The 21,621-nt window shown below is 61.0% G+C and carries 18 protein-coding genes and 1 pseudogene; 9 read left to right on the top strand and 10 right to left on the bottom strand.

Features of this window, described 5'->3' with window-relative positions; all coding sequences use genetic code 11:
- Positions 1–364: 364 nt before the first annotated feature.
- Positions 365–1,315: a hypothetical protein gene (locus C3Y15_RS04565; protein ID WP_208328094.1), complete on the top strand. Its 951-nt coding sequence runs from the start codon at positions 365–367 to the stop codon at positions 1,313–1,315.
- A gap of 131 nt (positions 1,316–1,446) precedes the next feature.
- Here the strand turns inward: C3Y15_RS04565 and C3Y15_RS04570 are convergent, their stop codons facing one another.
- The 7 genes from C3Y15_RS04570 to imuA all read right to left on the bottom strand — a co-directional run bounded on the left by C3Y15_RS04570 (position 1,447) and on the right by imuA (position 9,307).
- Positions 1,447–1,926, bottom strand: a complete 480-nt coding sequence (locus C3Y15_RS04570) for a hypothetical protein (RefSeq protein WP_124259856.1) — start codon at positions 1,924–1,926, stop codon at positions 1,447–1,449.
- 76 nt (positions 1,927–2,002) lie between these two features.
- Positions 2,003–2,926 (bottom strand): site-specific integrase, encoded by a 924-nt coding sequence (locus tag C3Y15_RS04575; RefSeq protein WP_069224441.1) that lies wholly within the window; start codon positions 2,924–2,926, stop codon positions 2,003–2,005.
- A 218-nt stretch (positions 2,927–3,144) separates the two neighbouring features.
- Entirely contained in the window at positions 3,145–3,543 is a 399-nt protein-coding gene (locus C3Y15_RS04580; RefSeq protein WP_224056765.1) for a DUF2471 family protein, read from the bottom strand.
- Between the two features lie 91 nt (positions 3,544–3,634).
- Positions 3,635–3,934 (bottom strand): H-NS histone family protein, encoded by a 300-nt coding sequence (locus C3Y15_RS04585; protein WP_043292978.1) that lies wholly within the window; start codon positions 3,932–3,934, stop codon positions 3,635–3,637.
- A gap of 104 nt (positions 3,935–4,038) precedes the next feature.
- Positions 4,039–7,185 carry an error-prone DNA polymerase gene (locus C3Y15_RS04590; RefSeq protein ID WP_124259857.1) on the bottom strand — a complete coding sequence of 1,049 codons (3,147 nt, stop codon included), beginning with the start codon at positions 7,183–7,185 and terminating at the stop codon, positions 4,039–4,041.
- A 6-nt stretch (positions 7,186–7,191) separates the two neighbouring features.
- On the bottom strand, positions 7,192–8,670 hold the full coding sequence (locus tag C3Y15_RS04595; protein ID WP_166677039.1) for a DNA polymerase Y family protein: 1,479 nt from the start codon (positions 8,668–8,670) through the stop codon (positions 7,192–7,194).
- Entirely contained in the window at positions 8,591–9,307 is a 717-nt protein-coding gene (imuA, locus tag C3Y15_RS04600; RefSeq protein WP_124259858.1) for a translesion DNA synthesis-associated protein ImuA, read from the bottom strand. Before imuA ends, C3Y15_RS04595 begins: the two co-directional genes overlap by 80 nt.
- A gap of 789 nt (positions 9,308–10,096) precedes the next feature.
- On the opposite strand from imuA, the gene C3Y15_RS04605 reads away from it, so the two are divergent.
- The 3 genes from C3Y15_RS04605 (at position 10,097) to C3Y15_RS04615 (ending at position 13,562) form a co-directional block, all read left to right on the top strand.
- Positions 10,097–10,414, top strand: coding sequence for a hypothetical protein (locus tag C3Y15_RS04605; RefSeq protein ID WP_208328092.1), 318 nt, complete (start codon positions 10,097–10,099; stop codon positions 10,412–10,414).
- Between the two features lie 544 nt (positions 10,415–10,958).
- Positions 10,959–11,432: a cupin domain-containing protein gene (locus C3Y15_RS04610; protein ID WP_124259859.1), complete on the top strand. Its 474-nt coding sequence runs from the start codon at positions 10,959–10,961 to the stop codon at positions 11,430–11,432.
- 348 nt (positions 11,433–11,780) lie between these two features.
- On the top strand, positions 11,781–13,562 hold the full coding sequence (locus C3Y15_RS04615; protein ID WP_124259860.1) for a hypothetical protein: 1,782 nt from the start codon (positions 11,781–11,783) through the stop codon (positions 13,560–13,562).
- A 435-nt stretch (positions 13,563–13,997) separates the two neighbouring features.
- Here C3Y15_RS04615 and C3Y15_RS04620 read toward each other — a convergent pair whose 3' ends face one another.
- Positions 13,998–15,443 carry an IS1182 family transposase gene (locus C3Y15_RS04620; RefSeq protein ID WP_059475717.1) on the bottom strand — a complete coding sequence of 482 codons (1,446 nt, stop codon included), beginning with the start codon at positions 15,441–15,443 and terminating at the stop codon, positions 13,998–14,000.
- A gap of 85 nt (positions 15,444–15,528) precedes the next feature.
- On the opposite strand from C3Y15_RS04620, the gene C3Y15_RS04625 reads away from it, so the two are divergent.
- From C3Y15_RS04625 to C3Y15_RS32165, 4 genes and pseudogenes are all read left to right on the top strand, one after another.
- Positions 15,529–15,780, top strand: a complete 252-nt coding sequence (locus tag C3Y15_RS04625; RefSeq protein ID WP_081054267.1) for a hypothetical protein — start codon at positions 15,529–15,531, stop codon at positions 15,778–15,780.
- A 98-nt stretch (positions 15,781–15,878) separates the two neighbouring features.
- Complete coding sequence (locus C3Y15_RS04630) at positions 15,879–16,973, top strand: IS5 family transposase (protein ID WP_009961431.1); 1,095 nt, start codon at positions 15,879–15,881, stop codon at positions 16,971–16,973.
- Between the two features lie 151 nt (positions 16,974–17,124).
- Positions 17,125–17,775 (top strand): annotated as a pseudogene (locus C3Y15_RS04635) (VIT1/CCC1 transporter family protein); the annotation flags it as partial.
- Positions 17,776–18,029: 254 nt separating this feature from the next.
- Positions 18,030–18,290, top strand: coding sequence for a DUF3331 domain-containing protein (locus C3Y15_RS32165; protein ID WP_226103182.1), 261 nt, complete (start codon positions 18,030–18,032; stop codon positions 18,288–18,290).
- A 446-nt stretch (positions 18,291–18,736) separates the two neighbouring features.
- Here the strand turns inward: C3Y15_RS32165 and C3Y15_RS04645 are convergent, their stop codons facing one another.
- Entirely contained in the window at positions 18,737–19,231 is a 495-nt protein-coding gene (locus C3Y15_RS04645; RefSeq protein WP_012218130.1) for a response regulator, read from the bottom strand.
- Between the two features lie 101 nt (positions 19,232–19,332).
- Here C3Y15_RS04645 and C3Y15_RS04650 point away from each other — a divergent pair, with 101 nt between their 5' ends.
- Positions 19,333–19,632 (top strand): H-NS histone family protein, encoded by a 300-nt coding sequence (locus tag C3Y15_RS04650; RefSeq protein WP_011880236.1) that lies wholly within the window; start codon positions 19,333–19,335, stop codon positions 19,630–19,632.
- 657 nt (positions 19,633–20,289) lie between these two features.
- Here the strand turns inward: C3Y15_RS04650 and C3Y15_RS04655 are convergent.
- A complete protein-coding gene (locus tag C3Y15_RS04655) occupies positions 20,290–20,928 on the bottom strand; it encodes a response regulator transcription factor (RefSeq protein WP_011880238.1) in 639 nt (212 codons plus the stop codon).
- Positions 20,929–21,621: the final 693 nt, after the last annotated feature.

Genomic DNA, 21,621 nt, shown 5'->3' on the forward strand with positions numbered 1-21,621 from the left:
GCAACGACCGCGCGGTGGCTATATTCGTCCATTCCGTAGTTCAGATTTCTTCTCCCTGTGGCGACTGACGGACCGGTCTGGCCTCGTTGAGGGGGCTTGTGGCGGGTCTGGGGACTTTCTGTTTTCGGAGGCACCGAGAGTTAGGGAGCGCGGCGGGGAACAGTCCGCACTGACATTTTCAGCCATTAGACACGTGGTCTTCTTGCTGCCTGCCTATTTAGGCGCCATGTTGATGAATGAAGTCCCTTTGTGCGAGGGCGATTCCACACAGCCACTCACGGATTGTCCAGTTTGGTCTAGTTATATAAGATTCGGATGCGCGTTCTGTTGCGTGACCGGCGAGCGTGATCGTTCGATGGAGTCGATGGTGAAGGAAGCCGGCCACCGTCATCTGGAGGGCCTGAATCGCCTTCGCAACTACCTGATGGCCGTGCAATGGGATCTCGGCCGTCGCGAGCTCGTCGGCCGGAAGCTGAGCGAAGCCGGGTATCTGGCGGTTAGGCCGGACGTTCTTTCATACCAGGAGCGTGTTCGATTGCTGCAGTACCTGCTGACGCTTGACGCGCTTGAGGTCGAGCGCGCTGAGCGGCATGAGGCCGCGCTGGCCACGGGCGAGATACCCGAAACGCCGGAGAACCGGGTGCTCTGCGACGTGCAGTTCGAGATGATCACGCCGGCGCAGCTGGTGGCGATCGATTTTTATCTCTCGATGCACCACTACGCGCCGCATGCGTTTCCCGCGCTGTCGGTCTGGTTCGACGTGCATCGGCTCGGACGGCGTTACCACGTGCCGGTCGTGGACCCGCTGCCGAAGATCGACATCCCGCATCATGGGTGGTTCTTTGTCGGCGCGTACGACGCCGAGGTGCCCACGGATGGACTTCGCGATTACGCCGCGGAACAGTGGAATCGCTACCGCCATCCGGAGCGACCAAGCCGATATGCGCGCACGAGGTCCGGTGAGCAGATCGTCTATTTCGAAGAGGGCGATAAGTTCGACGTGGACGTCGAGGCAGCGTGTGCGTTCGTGACCTGCAGCGTCGATGCTGCCTGGGCCGTGAAGGCGCAGCAGCGCTCGGGGATGGAGTCGGCGCGGTTCTGGCTGAACGAGGGCATTCTTCGGCTTCCGGCAGGTATGGCGGGCCGGTATCAGGAGATGGCCAAGCGCGGGCAATACTTTGCGCATCTGGCCGAGCGGCACAACCTGACGCCGGCGGAGCTTGATCGATTTCTCGTCGACCGCGCGATATCGAATACCGAGCACCTCACGATACAGAACCTGGCGCCTGTCGATCTGTTCTCGCAGGGGGCTTGAAGCCCGACACTTTGGAACCCAACCCGGTGCGTCTGCACCGGGTTCTTTTCTGCCTGTCGCCTCCGTTGTTGTTGGCGATAGGACTCGGTACGTGATGCCCAGCCGTGGCTACACGCCCGCGTATTAGGCGCTTACGCGGAGGTCGGCCGGTCGAGGATGGCTGCGAGACTGGCATCTGCGAGCGTAGGAGTCGCATGCGCGGTCTGCAGGCGGGCCCGGCCGACCACCAGGTCACGGGAATTGATCGAGATGCGCTCAATATGCCGGCCACGTGCGGCCGGCTGTACGCATCGCTCATACGGATATCCGCGGTGAATGTAGTCCTCGAGATCGGCTTCGACGAAGACGATGTGATGTTGGCCGGCCTCGGTCAAGGCGACGCAGAGCATTTCGAACGGGACGCCCGTCAGTTCGCGATCGGCGATTCGGTTGAGGATTCCGTCGCGGACGATGTGATCGGTGATCAGGATGTCCTTGTTACCGCCGTGGTTCTCGACCTGAATGACGAGTTGCGTCGGTTCCGGCGCGAGCGCGAGCAGCCGGTAGCGGCAGACGGCGATGCCACCGTTGGCGGAGTAGACGAGGTCCGTGTAGCGCGATGCGTAGTCCATATTGAATGTTCCAATAGCGAAAAGCCAGCGAAGTTGCTGGCTTTTTCAGGCTATCGAGGCGGAGACGAAGTCAAGTCTAAGGTAAAGCTTGAGGCACGGTCGGGATCGTCGCCCGAATGCGGATCACGGTACGCTGGCTCGTCAGGCCCAGGAGATGCATGACGTCGTCGTTGCTTCTGCCGGCGAGCAGCAGGCGCCTGGCGAACGTGTTCCGCAGGGTGCGCGGGCTCATGTCGGGGAGCCGAACGTCGATCGCGAGGAGCTCGTCCCGAACGATCCGGCCGAGCATCTCGTCCGTCATCGGGCCGCCGGCGCGGGGTGACGGGAACAGGAGTGGGTTGCCGGTGGTCCCGGAGCGGTTTCGCCAGCTCACCAGCGCCCGCGCCGTAAATTCGTCGATGTTGATCCGACGTTCTTCGCGCGGTCCGCGCTTTGGTATCCGGAGGTGAGGCCGAGCCGGAGATAGGTCTAGATCAGCGGCGGCCGTGTGCCGGATTTCCTGTGCGGTGATGCCAGTCGACAGCAAGAGGCCGACGATCGCTCGGTTGCGCAACGCGCGATCGTCGAGTCCATCGATGGACCTGATCGAAGCCTGCAGTCGGTGGTCGTCGTCTTCGACGAGGTAGATCGGAACCGGTTCGTCGTCCGGCCACGTCTGCGACAACGTATAGACCGCCGCGGGATTCGTTTTCCGCACACCAACGTCGACCAAGTGTCGGCCGAGCCGATCAAGGAGCTTCTGGTACCGCAGACGTGTGGTGGTGCCAGGTTTGCACCGGCGATCGAGATCGGCGAAGAACGACTCGAGGTGGTCGGGCCCGAAGGTGGCCAGCGACCGCCGGGCAGCGGTTAGGTGGCGCATGAAGCGCTCGAACATGGCCTCATGCTGGACGATCGACCGAGGAGAGAACGCACGCCGATCGGCGCCTGCCGCCTCGGTGCGTTGCCACTGCTGGTACGCATCGGTCGGTGCCGACAGCCAAAGAGTCGGATCGTCCATTTGATCTTATATACTGGATATTGGATACCGCAAGCATAACGCGAATCTACGATTCGCGCCCCTGGTCTTCAGACGGATGGGGTACTGGCTCGGCTGCGCCGACGCGGCCACTGGAACGTCGTCGGCATATTGCCGGCGCTTGGCTGGCTGGTTTGCGGTATGCCAATGTGTACAACACCAGTGGCCGGCCATGCTGATTGCTTCGAGCAACGACGGTCTCACACTTCGCCGCCGCGCTGTGCGGCCGATGACATGGAGCGCAGGTGGTCCCGGACACATCGGTAAGCGACCGGCAGCGGCTCTGCGGACAAATCCCAGTCGATCAAGGCGTTCAGATCCACGCCGGGCAGCGTGGTAGGCCCGATTCGAGGAAGCGCAGCTACGACAGCGGCTTCATTCCGGCTCTGGAAGCCGAGATCCGAAAAAGCCTCCTCTTCGATTTCGAGAAGTGCAGGCCATGTGACAAAGACTGTCAGGCCAGAAGTGCAATAGCGCGCCGTGATCGACATCACGACTCGGCGGAAGTCTTCGGTTGCGCGTTCGAGCGCGTGATCGAACAACACGGGATCGACTTCAGTATCAAATTCAAATTTTTCGGGCATCTCGAACAGTCCCATGGGGACAACGTTGGTTGATACGCGGCCAGCCGGATTGACCACCCCGGCAGCGAGTGGGGCAAGTCGAAGGTATCGAGTGCTGGCGTCCAATTCACCCCTGGACGGTTGGCGGCGCGATCTGAAACTGCGAGCGGTCTTTCCCGTCGATCCACGCTGGTGACCGGCCGCGGCCGCTCCAAGTTGCGCCGGTCGCGGGGTCGCGATACCGCGGCTGCACAGGCTGGCGCTTGCGAACCGCGCTCGTACCAAAGACTTCTCGCGTCGAGAATGCGAACTCGTCCACCAGTCGTTTGACTTCCTCCAGTGCAATCAAACGTTCCTCTGCCTTGGCGGCCTCAATTTCCGCTTCAAGAGCGGCGCGTTGTGCGAGAAGTTCGTGGAAGGTCGACATCTTTTCTCCAGTCGTAAATAGGAAATTGATATTGACGAGCATACCGGGCGCTCCCCGAAGTCAAGTGTCCGCGATCAACTGCACCGACTTGGGACAGAGGAGATTCAGCAAAACTCCCGTGACGTCGTCGGCAGCGCACCAAGCAACTCGGTCCTGTCGACGAGTTTGCTCGCGATCAGGTGCCGCACTTTCCCTTCCGCCTGCCACACACCGTACACGGCGAGCAATGCGGCGCCGAGCGCTTCCTTCCGAAACTTCTCCAGCAGTCCGGGCCAGAGAATCACGTTCACCTGGCCCGTCTCGTCCTCAAGCGTCATGAATAGGACACCGTTCGCCGTGCCCGGCCGTTGGCGTACCGTGACCAGTCCGCACGCGCGCGCGAGCTGCCCGCTGCGCAGCGTTGCGAGCTGCTCGGCCGACTGCAGTCGATCGAGCGCCAGGCGCTCGCGTAACAGCGCGAGCGGATGCCGCCCGAGCGTGAAGCCCATCGCGCGATAGTCCGTCACGATCTCGTGGCCCTCCGATGCTTGAGGCAGCGCCGGCACCGTGTCGTCGCGTTCGGTGCCGCGCAGCAGATCTCGATCAGGCACTGCAGCGGCCGCGAGCCATAGCGCCGCGCGTCGGCCGCCGGTGAGTGAGCGAAGGGCGTTGGCACGCGCGAGAACCTGCAGGTCGTGCCGATCGAGCCGCGCGCGGCGCGCGAGGTCCGCGACGTCGACGAAGGGCCGCGCTGCACGTGCGAGCTCGATACGGCCGGCGACATCCTCGCGCATGCCGCGCAACAGCGAGAAGCCGAGGCGCACGGGCGCCGACGTCGCCGGCCCTTCGAGCGCTGAATCCCATGTGCTAACGTTGACATCGACGGGTAGCACTTCAACGCCGCGGCGCCGCGCGTCCTGCAGCAGCTGCGACGGCGTGTAGAAGCCCATCGGCTGGCTGTTGAGCAGGGCGGCCAGGAACACGGCTGGTTCGTGCCGACGCAGCCAGGCGCTCGAGTAGACGAGCAGCGCGAAGCTGGCCGCATGGCTTTCCGGGAAGCCGTATTCGCCGAAGCCCTTGATCTGCGCGAAGATGGATTCGGCGAACTCGCGGTCGTAGCCGCGCTCGAGCATGCCGCTCACCAGACGTTCGTGGTACGGCTCCAAGCCGCCCTTGCGTTTCCAGGCGGCCATTGCGCGGCGCAGCTGGTCGGCCTCGCCGGCGGAAAAGCCGGCCGCCAGCATCGCGACCTGCATCACCTGCTCCTGAAAGATCGGCACGCCGAGCGTGCGCGCGAGTGCCTTCTCCATGCCTTCCGACGGAAACGTGACGGGCTCCAGCCCTTGGCGCCGGCGCAGAAACGGATGCACCATTCCGCCTTGCACCGGGCCCGGCCGCACGATTGCGACTTCGATCACCAGGTCGTAGAAGCACTGCGGCCGCAGGCGCGGCAGCATCGACATCTGCGCGCGCGATTCCACCTGGAACACGCCCATGCTGTCGCCGTCGCACAGCATGTCGTAGGTCGCCTTGTCCTCGGCAGGAATGTCCTGCAGCTCGAATGTCTCGCCGCGCTTTTCCGAGATCATGTCGAGCGCGCGGCGGACCATCGACAGCATGCCGAGCGCCAGGACGTCGATCTTCAGGATGCCGAGCGCCTCGATGTCGTCCTTGTCCCACTGGATGATCGAGCGATCCTCCATCGCGGCGTTTTCGACCGGTACGAGCCGCGTGAGCTTGCCGCGGCTGATCACGAAGCCGCCCGAGTGCTGCGACAGGTGACGTGGATAGCCGAGCAGCTGCGCGGCAAATGCGGCCCACTGCTGATTCAGCGGCGCGTCGGGGTCGAGGCCAGCCTCGGAAAACCGCTGCAGCAGATCCGCGCGCGAATCGAACCAGTGGTGCTGCTTCGCGACGCGATCGACGATCGCCGGGTCCACGCCGAGCGCCTTGCCGGCTTCCCGTAACGCGCTGCGCGGCCGGTACGTCGTGACGGCGGCCGTCAGCGCTGCGCGATCGCGACCGTACTTGCGGTAGATGTACTGCATGACCTCTTCGCGACGCTGATGCTCGAAATCGACGTCGATATCCGGCGGCTCGTTGCGCTCCTTGCTGATGAACCGTTCGAACAGCATCGATTGCCGCGACGGGTCGACCTCGGTCACGCCGAGGCAATAGCAAACGGACGAGTTCGCAGCCGAGCCGCGTCCCTGGCACAAGATGCCTTGCTCGCGCGCGAACTGCACGATGTCGTAGACGGTCAGGAAATACGCCTCGTACTTCAGGTCGGCGATCAGCTGCAGTTCGTGCTCGATCTGCGCCTGAACGTCGACCGGGATGCCGGCGGGGAAGCGCCGCCGCGCACCGATGTAGGTCTGTTCGCGCAGGTACGTCGCCGGGTCGGTGCCGGCCGGTACCAGTTCGTCGGGATATTCGTACTTCAGGTCGTCGAGGGAGAACGTGCAGCGCCGCGCAACACGTACGGTTTCCTCGAGCGCGCCGGCGGGGTAGAGGTTGGCGAGCCGCAGACGCGACCGCAGGTGACGCTCCGCGTTCGGTGCGAGCTCGTACCCGCACTCCGTTACCGGGCGGCCGACCCGGATCCCCGTCAGAACGTCCTGCAGCGGTTTGCGCGATCGCACGTGCATGAGCGGCCAGCTGGTGGCCACCACCGGCGCGCCGTGGCGCGCGGCGACGCGCTCGACCACGCCGCGGTGGATGTCGTCCATCGCGCGTGCGTGCAGCGTCAGCGCGACCCATGCGCGATCGCCGAACACGCACGCGAACCATTCGACCTGCGCGTCAAGGCGTTGCTCGTTGGCTGGGAAGTCGGGCGACAGGATCGCGATGCAGTCGGGCAGGCCGCGCAGGTGCGTGTACGGCGCCTCCGGGTGTTCAAGATCGAGCGGCGCTAGCCGGTACGTGCCCTTCTTGCCACGCATGCGCCCGAGCGAAATGAATTCGCAGAGGTTGCCGTAACCGTCGCGATTCATCGCCAGCGCGGTGAAGGCGAGTGCGGGTGAGCCGTCGGCGGCCGTCAGCCGGAAGTGCGAGCCGACGATGAGCGGCATGTTCGCCGCCTTCGCTTCGACGTGCGCGCGCACGACGCCCGCGAGCGAGCACTCGTCGGTGATCGCGATCGCGCTGTAGCCGAGCTGCGCCGCGCGCGCGACGTATTCCTCCGCGCGCGACGCGCCGTGCAGAAACGAAAAATCGGAGGCGACCTGAAGTTCCGCGTAGGCGGGCAGGGCGCCGAAACTGCCGGCGTCCATGACGGGTCACCCGAACAAGCCGTGCAGGAAGAAGCGCGCTTCGCTCTCGTCGCTGGCCGTGGGCCGCTCCTTGTAGATCCAGTAGCAGATGCCGTTGTCGTCCTCGGCGACGAAGTAGTCGCGCGTCACGGTCTGCCCATCCTGCCAGCCACCTTCAATGCGCTCGCCTGGCGACACCATGCGCAGCGGAGTACCGTAAAACGGGCGATGCTCGCGTGTGAGCAGGGGCACAGGCTTGGCAAGCAGCCAGGCAGGACGCGGCAGGTCCGACGGCAGCGGCGACGGCTTCGGCGCGTCGCGCATCGGCACCCATCGGGCGGCCGGCTCGGGACGGTAGTCGGCCATGGGAGCCGCGACGAGTACGTTCTCGGAGCCGAGCCGCGCGGTCAGCAGTTCGAGCAGCCGTGCGTGATCCTGCGGCGTGCCACCCGGCTCGGGAAACAGCGAGTCGCTCGGCGCGGCCGCTTCCTGCACGCTGCGGGCGACCAGGCGCACGGCAATCACTGGCCCGGCGAGCTCGACGTGTCCGAGCCGCTCCTTGACGAGCCGCGTGAGGTGTTCCTCGAAGCGGGTAGGGGCGCCCAACGCGATTTCGATCTCGGTCGGCGCGATCGCGTCCCGCCCGCGCTCGTGCTCGAGCAGCAGTGCGAACGCGGCGACGTCCAACTGCTTAGCGGTGAGCCAGCCGGTCAGCTGCAGGATCAGCCGGCGCGCGACAAACAGCAGCGCCTCGGCGTGCTCGACACGGTCCATCAGTTCGACGCGCGTGTCGAACGACGGCGGCATTTCGAGCCAGTCGTAGGCGGCCGGCGCGGTGCCGGCGACCTGGTCGAGCCAGTCGAGCAGTTGCGTGCCGCATCGCTTCTTCAACCCAGCGCGCGGCAAGCGTTGCAGATCGGCCAGCGTTTCGCAGCCGAGATCCTCAAACCAGTTCGCGTAGCGCCGGGCGTCCGGCGCCACGACGAGCGGCACACGCGCGAGCGCGCGGCGCAGCGATCGCGCGGACAGCGCGAGGCCGCCGCGCAGGCCACGGGCGACCGTCCACGCGGCCGGCCCCGACGAAGCGACCGATATCGCCGCGGTGACTCCGAACGATGCGACGACGTCGCGCACGCGCTGGCGCAGCGCGCGGATGCCGTGAAAGAGGCGCAGGCTAGCCGTCACGTCGAGCACCACCACCGCTTCGTCGGCGTCGACGACGCTTGGTGTGAACTGCAGGAGCGCATAAGCAACCCCGAGCACGAGCTCGCGCTCGCGCGCGGCGTCGCGCTCGCGGATCTGCGCGTCCGGCGCGAGGGACAGCACGCCACCGCGGCGCATGCCGGCGACCACACCGAGCGCACGCGCGGCGCGGTCGAGCGCCACGACGCGGGCGCCCTCGAGCACGACGAGCCCGCGCGCATCGTCAGGCGACGGCGCCGGCGATCGCGGCCGGAACACTTCGAGGTTGAGGTGCGGCAGATGCACGCCGATCCAGACTTGCATGGCGGTTCAACAAAATCGGCGAGGGGGACAAGGGAACGAACAACGGCGTATCGCGCACCAGTCCGCGGCGCTTCAGGAACATGACGTCGACACCGTCGCGCTTGGGCGCGAGCGCGAGCCGTAGCGGCGACGGCGACGGATCGCGTGCGGCGGCCGTCGGCCGGAACAGGAAAAACAGCGCCGAGCCGTTCTGCGCGGCCAGATTCAGGCGGCGCAGCGCGTCCGCGCGCACGTGCTGCTGCCAGAGCAGCACGGCGGCACACGTGCCGGCCCGCAGCGCTTGGTCGGCGGCCCATAACGCGTCAGCCGTGCGCGGCGCCGCCAGCGTCACGAAGCCGGACGGGTCGATGCCCCAATACGCGAGCGCCAACGGTTGCAGCGCATGAGGCGGCTGGATCAGCATCACCGGCTTGCCGGCCGCGCGCGCGAGCACTGGCGCCAGCAACCGCAACTCCCCGATTCCAGGCTGCGGCGCGAGCAATTCGATCAGCGCACTGGCCGGCCAGCCGCCGCCGGGCAGCTCAGCCGACAGCACCGCATGACCGGTGTCAATGCCCCGCGCGCTTGGGCGCGCCAACTGCGAGGCGCGCCACAAGCTCGGATGGATCTGCTCTGGATGGGCGAGGGCGGGGTGCATGGAAGCTATGTCGACCGAATACTGTATAAATATACAGGTTATTGTGGTGCAGGCCCGCTGAATTTGCAAGGCCGGCCGCCGACCATAAAACGCGTCAGATCGTATAATTGCGCGCGCCAACGGGCCGAGAGGGCGAATGCGGCACGAAAAGGGTGATCTTTTGCGGCGACCACCAAGCGCTATCGCGCTATTCTGGGCGAACCTTCCGCGCTATCCAGCTGTTGATGTTCGAAGTTTCTGCTAACAGTGACCACAGATACTACTAATGGGAAAACTCGTGAAAGCGCCGACTGCAAAGGCCGAGAGCCACGTTCTGTTCGTGCTCGCACGCGTTGCGCTGGTGCAACAATGAGGGGTGGGTATGTGCGAAGATTTTGCTAATGCTCCTTCGAGAGCGTGCGATGCCAGATGTGGCTCCCGAGCGGCATAATGAGAAAAAGTCGCTCGTGACGCGAGCAGGGCGTGCACGTAACCGATGATCAACGACTTGGGTGCGTGCGCAACAATACACCTCTCGTCAAATGGACGGGGTGCGACTTTAATACCTGTTTTCCAGGGTGGGGGAGGCTGTCGACATTGAGCCGTGGTGCACGCCCATGTCGCGCTTCAACTCCATCGTTTGGAATTCAGCGAACGTCGACGAAATACGTCGCCAGCGACTTGCCGCTGCCCACTTCCTCAGCTTGACGTTCGTCACCCCGCATTAGCGGAATCACTGGGCACGATTAGCGCACGAACGGACACCGTTAGCAATATCTACGAACTTCAACAGCATCAGTCGAGGATTTCGTGGCTCGGAGCAACGCGGCCGCGCAGCAGGAAGGCGATGGCTCTGCGCCCAACCTTAGCGACACCGGGTGGCACTTGGGCGATCGACAGCGGCACCGAGGCTCGCTACATCAGGATGTCTGGGAAGGTACCGCCGCGGAGTTGGCCAGCCGCGGTTTTCTCGCGGTCTATCCGGCCGCAGGCTGGTGGCGTACGCGTCCTGGTCTCGAGCGCTACGCCTTGCCGGCTCGCTATAGCCTCATCGTTTCGTTGCGGACGGAGCAGACGGACATAGACCTGTACAGCGTGATCGCGAACAAGATTGCGATCGAGGTCTGATAGTCGGCTCGAACGCCGCAAAGCGCTCACATCGATACGCGCAAACGTAGAGCAAAATAATTCCGTCACTCCGGAATTCCCATGGATCAAGGCCTCCGCTGCGAATTGACGACTTTATAGACGGTCCCATCAAAATAATGTCGTCAACTCGCCTACGTCCGCATTAAATTTGTCAATTCACGTAGTGGAGCAAGGGTTCCGTCGGTAACGTCCTGATTTCTGGGCCGATTCCCGGCCCACTGCGCGGCCGATCGAAGTGCTGAGTTCAGACAGGACACTCTCTGTCTCAAGCTCGGTCACCTATGCTGGAAAAGCGGTGATGCGGGACATTCGGGGTCAACTGCGTCCGCTTGCTTCCGGCCATGAAGGGACACCCGGTCTGATGCTGGAGTCGTCGACAATCGCACGAGAAACAGAAGGTGCCCAAAGCAATCGCGGTTCACGGCCAATCAAAAAATAGGTTGATTGTTCGAATCAAGATTGACGTTTCCCTCATGAATTTACACAATTTTTGCTGACCATTTTGACGGAACGAGGATTGCGAATGGACCAGTCCAAAGCTTGCATGGTTGCCGCCGATGCCGCACCGCGCATAAAACCCTCAAACTACCCCGAGCCGTTTGCGTCCCGCATGACGGGGCGGCAGAAGAAACCGCTTGGCGATCCGTTCGGTTTGAGCCAGTTTGGTGTGAACTTGACGACATTGAGCCCCGGCGCGGTGTCTGCTCTACACCATCAGCACTCGAAACAGGACGAGTGGGTGTATGTCCTCAGCGGTGAGTTCACTCTCTATATCGGTGAGGAAAGCTATCTAATGCGGTCTGGAATGTGTGCGGGATTTCGCGCGAGTGGCGCACCGCACCATCTACGGAACAACTCGACAGGCGATGCCACGATCATCGAGGTGGGTTGCAGGGTACCCGGCGACGCAGTCAGCTACGCAACGGACGATCTCGTTGCTGTTATGGGTTCCAACGGTCACTGGGTTTTCGAGCACAAGAACGGCGAACCGTATTGATCCCAATGTCTGCTTTGGAGAGCGCTGGCCGTCCCCGATGGGTCGGCAAGAGAAGTTCGCGCCGAGATCGGGCAGGCCGCTAACGGGTGCCGGCCGAACTTCCGGGTTCGGCCATAACCGGTCCGCTACGAGTGACTGGTTTGCGGCTGCGTGGAAGTTTCGCACCAGTGTGTTGGCCAAGTACGCCCAAGCCGGAAGCTGTGGAGAGGATTGCGAGTGCACTTGGCGTCGACATTGCCGACCTACTCGCGAGCTACTAGCCACATCTCAAGCTCTATCAGTCGGTATATGCTAGGGCGTTGCCACCATGTACGTGCCCGGCAGCGCGCGCTCAGCATCGAACAACCCATGACCACGCTTCTTCAAACCATCTCAAACGACAACAAGTTCCGCCAGGACGTTTCCAAGTACTTGCTGGAGTTCGTTGCGCAGCTGAAGAAGTTTGACTTCTTCAAGGCTTCTCAGAGCAAGAAGAGACTTTCGGCGCTTGAGAGCGGTCAGTTCTTTGCCGACTGCATTGGCGCGATGGAGCAGATTTTCGCACCCCACATCCAGGCGTATTCAGCGATGCGGTGGATGTACTACCTCCGCAGGACGCCGAACTCCGTCTTCTCTGGGGATCTTCGCTCGACGGTGGCCAACAACCGAGCACTCTCGGAGATCTACGCTCAACGCAGCGAACGGGTCGAAGAGGCTAGGTGGGGGCAGGCAGGATTCGAGTTCCGTCTAGACGACTGTACGTTAAGACATGTCGCGCGATTTGCGGCGTTCGTCATCATCATGAACGACTTGCAGGTCGACTTTCGGTTCGCCAGCAAGGGGGGGGAGTACGCATTCGGTGCCGAACGCGCTTCCAAGTCGTCTTCCTGGGGCACCAAGGCTGCCTCCTCGTTGACCTTCACTGCCAAGTCGCCCGCCGACGCAATCTCGCTGCCTCGGCGTGTCGACAGCGACGAGATTGTGGTGGCCACCCGCATCTACGACCAACGCCACAACGTGCGAAGCACCTTCCTGAGCCATGCCTTGAGGCGCGCCGGACTGGCCGACACGACTGACGCCAAGAATAAGCCGCCCGAGTACATAACGCTTCGTGAGGCCATATGGAGCCTCACCGAGGAAACGCATTTCTCGCCGCAGGAACTGCTGAAGGGGCATCCGCAGGCGGATATCTTCGAAGAGGGTATGAAGGCCCTCGTCCGCTTCGGCCCAATTGGGATTGAACTCGACGCTCTGTTCGATCTGTATAGACTGCCTGCGATGGCGGCGATCAACATCGACGATGGTGCGGTACTCAACCTGATAACGCTCTTGCTCGGTGGACGCCTGCTCGAGTTCCGTCGCTTCGCAGCTCTGCGGGTCATGGAGACGGGGTACTTCGTCGTTGACCCTGACGAATGGGATGGCTTAGCGAACGAAGAATACGCCTCCGTCTGCGACCGGATCCGCTCGGCATTGCCTCAGCTGAACGCGCCGGCCACCTTCGAGCTCTTTTCGGCCGCCTGCCAAGCCTACCGTGGATCTGCCTGGCCGATCGTTCACGGCAACCCTGTGCGAACAACGCCCAACTATGTGTGCATCGACATGTGGGCTGCGTCGATGGGATTCATCACGGCGCTTCAATTCCCCAAGGTGCAAGGGCAGGTTGCCAATGAGCGCGCGGCTTGGTTCGAGGATGTCGTGCAGGAGCTGATTGATACCACGCCGTGGACCGCGCCGGAAATTCGCTCACTGAGACAAAAGCCTCTCACCTTGGGTGGGAAGACGCTGACAGACATTGATGCCATCGGTACACGAGGCGGAGACCTGCTGATCGTGTCATGCAAGAGCATCCCGTACACAATGGACTACGACCGCGGCGTCTACAACGCGATCCGAAACGCAGAGACCACTGTCGTAAATGCGGTTGCTCACTGGAAGGGCATCGTCGAGACGCTGGATGCCAATCGTGTCGGCGATAACTACAACTTGTCCGGCTTCGATCGAATCATCGGCGTGGTGTGCACGCCCTTCGCGGTCTACACGAAGTCGGCGGAGGCGCTGTCTACTACTACCGGTTCCCTGCGTTGGTCGAGTTCGCTCGACGAGTTGGCGCACTTTCTCCGCACGGACACCGCACAGATTGATGAATAGGCCACGTGTAAAGCGGTCATATCCATTCATCTAGGGCAGGCTTGCCGCCGAAGATGGGGTTGCGGTCGCCTGAAGCAGCTTTAAGGCGTGCCGATTCAATGACACCAAGTGGCCCCAGGATGAAGTGTGCGGTCCATCGCGTCAAAGGCGCACCCAAGTCTGGCCGGATTCTCGCCAGCGACAGGTCGGTAAACGGCTCTGCGGCGGCAGCAGACGATCGGCTCCGGCTGCTCCGAACGGCGGGTATGGCGCCGCCAGTTTGACACCTGGAGCGACTGCTTTGGGTCGAGGCTGTGTGGAAACGCGAAACGCAGAGTTGCCGGGGCATAGATTCCGTGCTGCATCGTCGCAGCAATTCGATAGGCCACGAATGCTGGTGTAATTTCAATCCTCGTTGCGGACCGCGTACAGCTTATACGGCGAATTTTGGGTGCTTCACGCACCCACCAGCCTCATGGCCTTCATGGTTTTCGCGAACCCAAGTATCGCTATTACGCGCTTGAGGTTGTACGCCAGCACATGCAGACTCATTTCGGTGCTCACATTGGCAAGCCGACGAGTCAGGAAGTGCGTGTAGCCCATCCAGTGTTTGAACGTCCCGAACACGTGCTCGACAGTCCGCCTTCGCACCGTCATCGCATCCGGCATTCTGTCCAGCCTTCGCTGCGCAGCTTCCAGTACTGACTCGTGTTCCCAGCGCGTAATCCGCCGGTAGTCGCTTGGCGTACATTGCGGCTTCAGTGCGCAACCAATGCATGCACTACTCCAATAGCGGCGCAGATACATGCCATGTTCCAGACCGGTAAATCGGTAGATCGCACGTTGCCCGGCCGGGCACTGGTATTCGTCATCTCGGGCGATGTAGATAAAGTCTGCACGATCAAAGCGACCGTGAGCCTTTGCGCTTGACGTCGTGGTCCTAGGCAGAATGGCTGCGATACCAGCATCCTCGCAGGCCTTTATCTGTGGACCACTGTAATACCCTCGATCAGCGATAGCCTTCAATCTGGTTTTGCCCATGGCGTCACGAGCAGCTTGTGCCATCGGGCTGAGCTGTGCCCGATCACTGCCGGCATTTGTGACCTCGTGAGCAACGATGAGATGGTGTTTGGAATCTACGGCTACCTGCACGTTGTAGCCCACAATCCCCGAGCCACGACCGCTTGTCGCCATGGAGCGAGCATCGGGATCAGTCAGCGAGATCTGCCCATCAGGCAGCGTCTTCAACTCTTCTTTGACCTGCTCGAGGTGGCGCATTTGCCCTTGTAATTGAGCAATTTTCTCTCGCAGCCGAGTTGTCTTCGCTTCCACCTCGGGAGGTTGGGTCCGATCAGCCGTTTCCAGTGCACTGAGATAGCGTTGGATACTTTCCTCAATTTGCTGCTGCCGCTTGTCGATCTTGCCAGTCGTAAAGTTGCGGTCACGCGTATTGGATGCCTTGAACTTGCTTCCATCGATGGCGACCAACGCTTGAGAGAACAACTTGAGATCGCGGCACAAAACGACAAACCTGCTACAAACTTTGCGAATGCCTGTGCCGTTGTTTCGCCGAAAGTCCGCTATGGTCTTGAAGTCTGGCGCCAAGCGGCCCGTAAGCCACATGAGCTCAATATTGCGTTGGCATTCGCGTTCCAGGCGGCGGCTCGATTGAATCCGGTTCAGGTAGCCGTAGATGTATATCTTCAGCAGCACTGCGGGATGGTAGGAGGGGCGGCCCGTTGATGATGGCGTAACGCCAACGAAACCGAGCGCTTCTAGCGCCAGTTCTTCGACAAAGGCCTCGACGATCCTGACCGGGTTGTCCTCGGCAACGAAATCGTCCAGGCATTCGGGCAACAACGTCACCTGCTTCCGGTCGTCACCTTCAACGAATCGCTTCAATTGTTCCTCCGACCTTGAAGTGCTGACCGAAGTTTAGGAGATCACGTGAGAGAATGAAGGCTCATTTTCATCGACGAGAACGCACGTGGATCTCCATGTGATCTATACACGAAGTGATCGAATTCTTCTGTCGCGCCGCCGATATGAATCGTGGCGACAGATCCAAGATGAGATCGCTGATTACGTGACCTCGCTGGGCCCTTGGTCGCCCGAGGATACGGTTGCATACCTCGGCTACGAGCATCTTGGGCTCGCCCCGAGTGCGGCCGAACAGGTCGCCACACTATTGGCCTCTGCCGATCCCATCATCGAACTCAAATTCGGGCCAAGCGCCTAGCAGGCTGTTGAAATTGGATACGGTGTAAACGGGCGTTGCGAGCGGTGCGTTAGAGATATCGTGTTCATGATCTTGGGCAGACGAGAGCGATGCGCGGAATGGACGAGATGCAAGAACCGCTGTTCACGACGGTGAAGCTGGAAGACTTCGTGCCGGCCGATCACCCGTTGCGGCCGCTTCGGCTGCTGGTCAATCAAGCGCTGAAGCGGCTCAATGGGCTGTTTGGCACGATCTACGCGGATAGCGGCCGTGCGTCGATTGCGCCGGAGAAACTGCTGCGTGCATTGCTGCTGCAGGTGCTGTACTCGGTGCGCAGCGAGCGCATGTTGATGGAACAGATGCGCTACAACCTGCTGTTCCGTTGGTTCGTCGGACTGGCGATCGAAGACGCCGTCTGGGACCACTCGGTGTTCTCCAAGAACCGTGATCGTCTGCTCGAGCACGAAGTGGTCGAAGCGTTCTTTACCGAAGTCATGAGCTTGGCCGACAAGCAAGGGCTGCTGTCCAGAGAACACTTCTCGGTCGATGGCACGCTGATCCAGGCTTGGGCCAGCCACAAAAGCTTCCGGCCCAAGGACGGCTCGGACGATCCACCAGCCGGCGGTGGTCGCAATGTCGACACCGACTGGAAGGGCAAGCGGCGCAGCAACGATACGCATGAATCGAGCACCGATCCGGACGCGCGCCTGTTCCGCAAGGGGCGGCAAAGCGGAGCCATCCTTTGTTATCAGGGGCACATCCTGATGGAGAACCGCTCGGGCTTGGTGGTCGGCGCGGTGGTCAGCCACGCTGACGGTTTCGGCGAACGCGCAAGTGCGTTGCGCTTGCTCGATTGCGTGCCGGGCCGTCACGCCAAGACGCTCGGCGCCGACAAGGGTTACGACATGCGCGACTTTGTGCGGGACTGTCGTGCGCGCAAGGTGACGCCGCATGTCGCGCGCAACGACGCGCATCAAGGCGGCAGCGCGATCGATGGCCGCACCTCGCGGCACGCCGGTTATGGCATCAGCCAGGTGATTCGCAAGCGCATCGAAGAGCACTTCGGCTGGGGCAAGACCGTCGGCAGGATCCGACAGACCGCGTATCGCGGCATCAAGCGAGTCGACCAGCACTTCAAGCTGACGATGCTGGCGAGCAACCTGACTCGAATGGCTCGAATACTGGCAGCGGTGCCGCAGGGAGCAGCGCGATGAGCCGCCCAACCGTAGCTGTTGCGCGGCAACGCGCCGGCCGGCCCGCTCGCAAGCGGGGCATCCGGCACGATTCGTCAGCAACTCAGCGGCCAATCGCATACGAAACCCTTTTAAACAGTGCCCCGATCGTCGGAACGAGGCGCTTTTCAACAGCCTGCTAGGTGCCAACGACGGCCTCGTGTCGAATTTTTGCCTCATCATGGGCATTGCCGGAGCGGGTGCCTCCAACAAGACAATCCTTCTGACGGGACTGGCTGGACTCATTGCAGGTGCATCTTCAATGGCACTTGGAGAATGGTTGTCGGTCACGAACGCGTACGAGCTCGCGCAAACCCAGATTGCGCGGGAAAACGAAGAACTCCAGAGAACGCCAAAGGCGGAATTGCGGGAACTCGCGCTTATCTATCAGGCAAAGGGGCTCGATAGAGATGATGCGCGTCGGGTGGCCGAGGAAATGATGCGCAATCGTGACAAGGCGCTCGATACGCTCACACGAGAAGAGCTGGGCCTCGACCCGGAGGAGCTGGGCGGAAATCCCTGGCGTGCCGCTGGCACGTCGTTCGGTTTGTTTGCTCTCGGAGCGATATTTCCTGCTGTCCCGTTTTTCTGGGCTCGCGGAGTGGTGGGTATCGGAATCAGTGTTTCACTCAGCGTGCTTTGCTTGGCCGTGATCGGCGTAGTGACATCGTTGTTCAACGGCCGCTCTTCGTGGTTTTCTGTAACCCGCCAGATCGTGATTGGTTGCGTCGCTGCCGGCTTCACGTATGGTGTCGGCGCGCTGCTCGGTGTGTCCATGTCGTGACACCCGACAGCTCAAAAAAAGCGGGGCGTTCTTCGTTTCTATTATAGAAAAGTTGTGGTATTTTTATTCTAGAGCCGAGAGGAGCACGGAACATGGGATATGTCTGCCAAAAGAGTGACGCTTGGGCGAAGATCGTCGCGACGCTTGACAGACCTAACGACGTGGACCGTTTTACGCCAATAGGTCAAATAGTAGGCAAGAATCTTGGTGCGACCGAGCAGTTCAATACAAAAGGATCAGTTACGTACGACGTAATGCGCGTAGTAAAGATCGTTGACAGGCCGTCTCAAGGAACACTGTTGGTCTCGTGGAGCGACGCACAAAAATGTGTCTACCTCGAGCAAACCTGGAAATTGCGGGTGGCGAATAAACGTGGGCGCTGTGTTCTCAGTGGGCGAGAAATCCAGATCGGCTCGAGCGTATTCGTGCCGTTTTGCCGCCCCCGGCCACTTAATGCTGGGGCGATGATAATAGAAGAAGTGGCACCGATATTTTTCCATGCTAGCAAAGCGTAGGCTCACGCCAAAGCGTCCAAACCGGGCTCGACTCGCGGGGCTTGAAGTCTGCGAACTATTTTCCCGTCAGTCGGCTGTATGCTCCGCGAGCCTATGTGAGGCTAGTCCAATTCCGACGCACAATGCGGTCCGATGGGACGCAGAATTCCGACAGTACGTTTTTTGATTTAAACCACGTACGCCGGAAAAAATGCGGCGTTGTGAGAACGTCACGGGCACCTGTGTCCGACGGCTTTCAGTCGTCAGCGATGTTGGCATCGCCCTGCGACTGGGCGTTTGGGCGACGGCTACGTACTCTTCGGCAGATCTCTAAACGCGGTTCTGTACCCGAGATAGCGAGACGCGGGGCGTTGGCCAAAGGTGTTGACGGATCTCGTTAGGCGGCAGGTCGATGCTGACACAATTGACGGCATGGGTGCTACGCGCAATCGCTGCGTTGTTGCCCATTATCGACCACGCCCGAGCGACAATTTCGCCAGTAGCAGCTGAAGATTCATTGGTTTCGGCAGGTGATCGTCAAACCCGGCCGCGTTCGCTGCGTCTCGATCTTGAATCGAAGCGAGGCCTGTGAGCGCTAGAGCGTAGATGCGTCGCCGGTTCCCTTCTTGCTGCCGGATGCGGCGCAGCAGCGTGTGACCGTCCGCGCCCGGCATGGCAAGGTCGGTTATAAGAATGTCGAACGAGCCGGCCTCAAGACAGTTGAGTGCATCTGCTGCGCCGGTCGCAGTGTGGACTTGCGCACCTAGGTTGCGCAGCAAGTGAGCCAACACCTCTTGTGCCGCCACGTCATCGTCGACCAGCAGAAACGACAGGCCATCCAGCAGTGCCGAGCCGCTTGAGGCAGGAGCAGTAAATTCTTGATCCACAGATGTTTCGTGCATCAGCGGCAAGCGCACTGTAAATCGAGCGCCACGCTCTTCGCCACCACTGCTGGCCGTCACCGTGCCTCCATGCGCGATGACGAGATACTTGACGATTGATAGCCCCCCTTTCGCAATTCAAAACGGCTATCATATTTGTGATGCAACTAGAGGAGGGAAGCATGCCCACATACAAGGAGTTGAAAGCCCAAATGGATGCGCTGGCCGAAAAAGCGGAAGCTGCCCGCGTAGCTGAGTTCCAAGCCGTCGTTGACGACATCCGCTGCAAGATCGCAGAGTACGGTATTACCGAGAAGGATATCTTCGGCACGCGCCGCGGTCGTCCTGCAAAGCAGGCGACCGTGCAACCTGAAGCAAAGTATCGCGATCCGAAGACCGGCGCGACCTGGTCAGGCCGTGGACGTGCGCCGGCATGGATCAGAGACGCTAAGAATCGCAATCGCTTTCTGATTCAACAATGATCCTACAGATCGTACCGCTCATAAGGTGGAGCGGACTATCTCATTAATTCGGATACTCCCCCCACGCGACTACCCTCACTACGTCCCGACGATATTGCGCCGCCACTTCTGCGTCGATTGACCATCGTCGCTCGGGTGGCTGCAGGGAGTGGGTCGGAGCGGCGCCGTACCTCCAGCCTTTATGCTGTCGGCTGAGCGTGCCGCTGGAAATGGGAATACGGGAAAGAATGGACGCCGTCTGTGGTGTGGCGAGACGACGGCGTACCGGACACCCGGACGCTTCTCGTGCAGTAGATGCGGACCCTGACGGCGCAACTCTTTCATCAATCGAAGCATTTCGTTCGCTTCCACCCAGAGATCGCCGTAGTGATTGCGTCTGGCGAAACCGGGAATAGCGTGAGGCCCTATGGGATAATACTTTGGTTCGAAGACGACCAATCCTGACCGAAACCGCCCTCGAGATTCGTCAAGGATTTGATCCACCTAGCGCACGTGGTTCAATTGTTTCTCACTCGTGTGCTACGAGTTCATCCCATTTTATGGCTAATGCAGTGAGGATGGCGCACGACGCTCACGAGGCGAATGATTGGCCGAAAGATCGACTCCGCGAGGTCATCTGGAGCTACGGGCCGAAAGGCTGGCTGAAAGCCGACGCGCTCAGTCTGGATCGACAATTTGATGCTCGAGTGCGTACCGAATCAATGCGGCTTCGGTGCGGACTTCAAGTTTTTTAAGTAGACGTGCTTTATATGTACTGACGGTCTTTGCGTTGATGCCCAGACGGCTAGCAATTTCCGATATACCGTTGCCGCATGCCAGTCCTTCGAGTACGGCCTTCTCTCGGGCAGTCAGGCGCGCGTGCAACTGCGCGTCGGGAGAAATATCAATCGTCTGGACCATGCGCTCCGCGACTTGTGCGCTCATGTACCTATGCCCAGCGAGCACCGAGTGCACCGCTCGGACCAATTCGGCCGCCGGGCTGCCTTTCGTGACGAAGCCGGATGCGCCGGCACTAAACACCGACTTTGCATAAGTCGGCTCGGCCGTGCTGCATAGTGCAAGAACTCGCATCATTGGGGTGCAGGATACGACTTGGCTGATCAATTCGGTCGAGCGAGCACCTATACTAATGAGGTCGACGATCGCAATGTCGAATGTTTCATCTCTGACTGTCGCAATCAGTGCATTTCCATCAGGCAACTCGCGAGCGACTTGGTACTCCCCAGTTTCTTGAAGGATGTACCGAATTCCGTCACGCGTGATCGCATGACGTTCCGCGAGAAGTACCTTCTTCATGCTCAATCCTCGTTGCCTTTTATCGGACGCGAGCTGCAACCCAACACGTCAGCCATATTCACCGTGCAATGGCGGCATACAGCGTCTTATGGCCTCAGCTTGATAAAGAGAACTCGCATATGTAACATGCCACCGCATAAAGCGTGCCGCGATTGAACTTTAGATGCTGCGTTTGACAAATGTCAACATAATTCGGCTGGCACGTCGGTTAAGTTCTAGCTCAGACGCTCTGTTTTTCGACTGCGGCGAGACGCGCTTAACGATCACGCTCGGGATCGCGAGTGTGTGCGAGCCGGCTGGCCGAGCCGATGGTGGGATTAGTAGCCTGCCGCGCCGGATTAGACGTTGGAGACATAGTCGGCGCATACGTGGGAGGCGCTCCGCTCGGCTCGGGTGATGCAGCAGAAATGTGCCGGCCGTCGTATCGGCAATGGCCCGGTGGAGAACGAGGTTCCGCAATGAGACTGGCCGATCAAACGGACCCTTCGGCGATCCGTTGTCATCATGGCGACGTGCTGTCGCGATTATCCTAGTGCTATTGTGGCAGCGTGGTGGCGTGAGCCCAACGCTCACCGGACAGACGTGCTGCCCGGTCTCCGACGGCTGTCACCGAAGATGTTGCAGCGCTGTCCACTCATCTCGTTCTTCGAAATAGCGTGATGCCCCGCTGGCTTCTGCACCCCGGGGCTATTT

Source organism: Burkholderia sp. B10, from assembly GCF_004368385.1.
Lineage (GTDB): Bacteria > Pseudomonadota > Gammaproteobacteria > Burkholderiales > Burkholderiaceae > Burkholderia > Burkholderia vietnamiensis.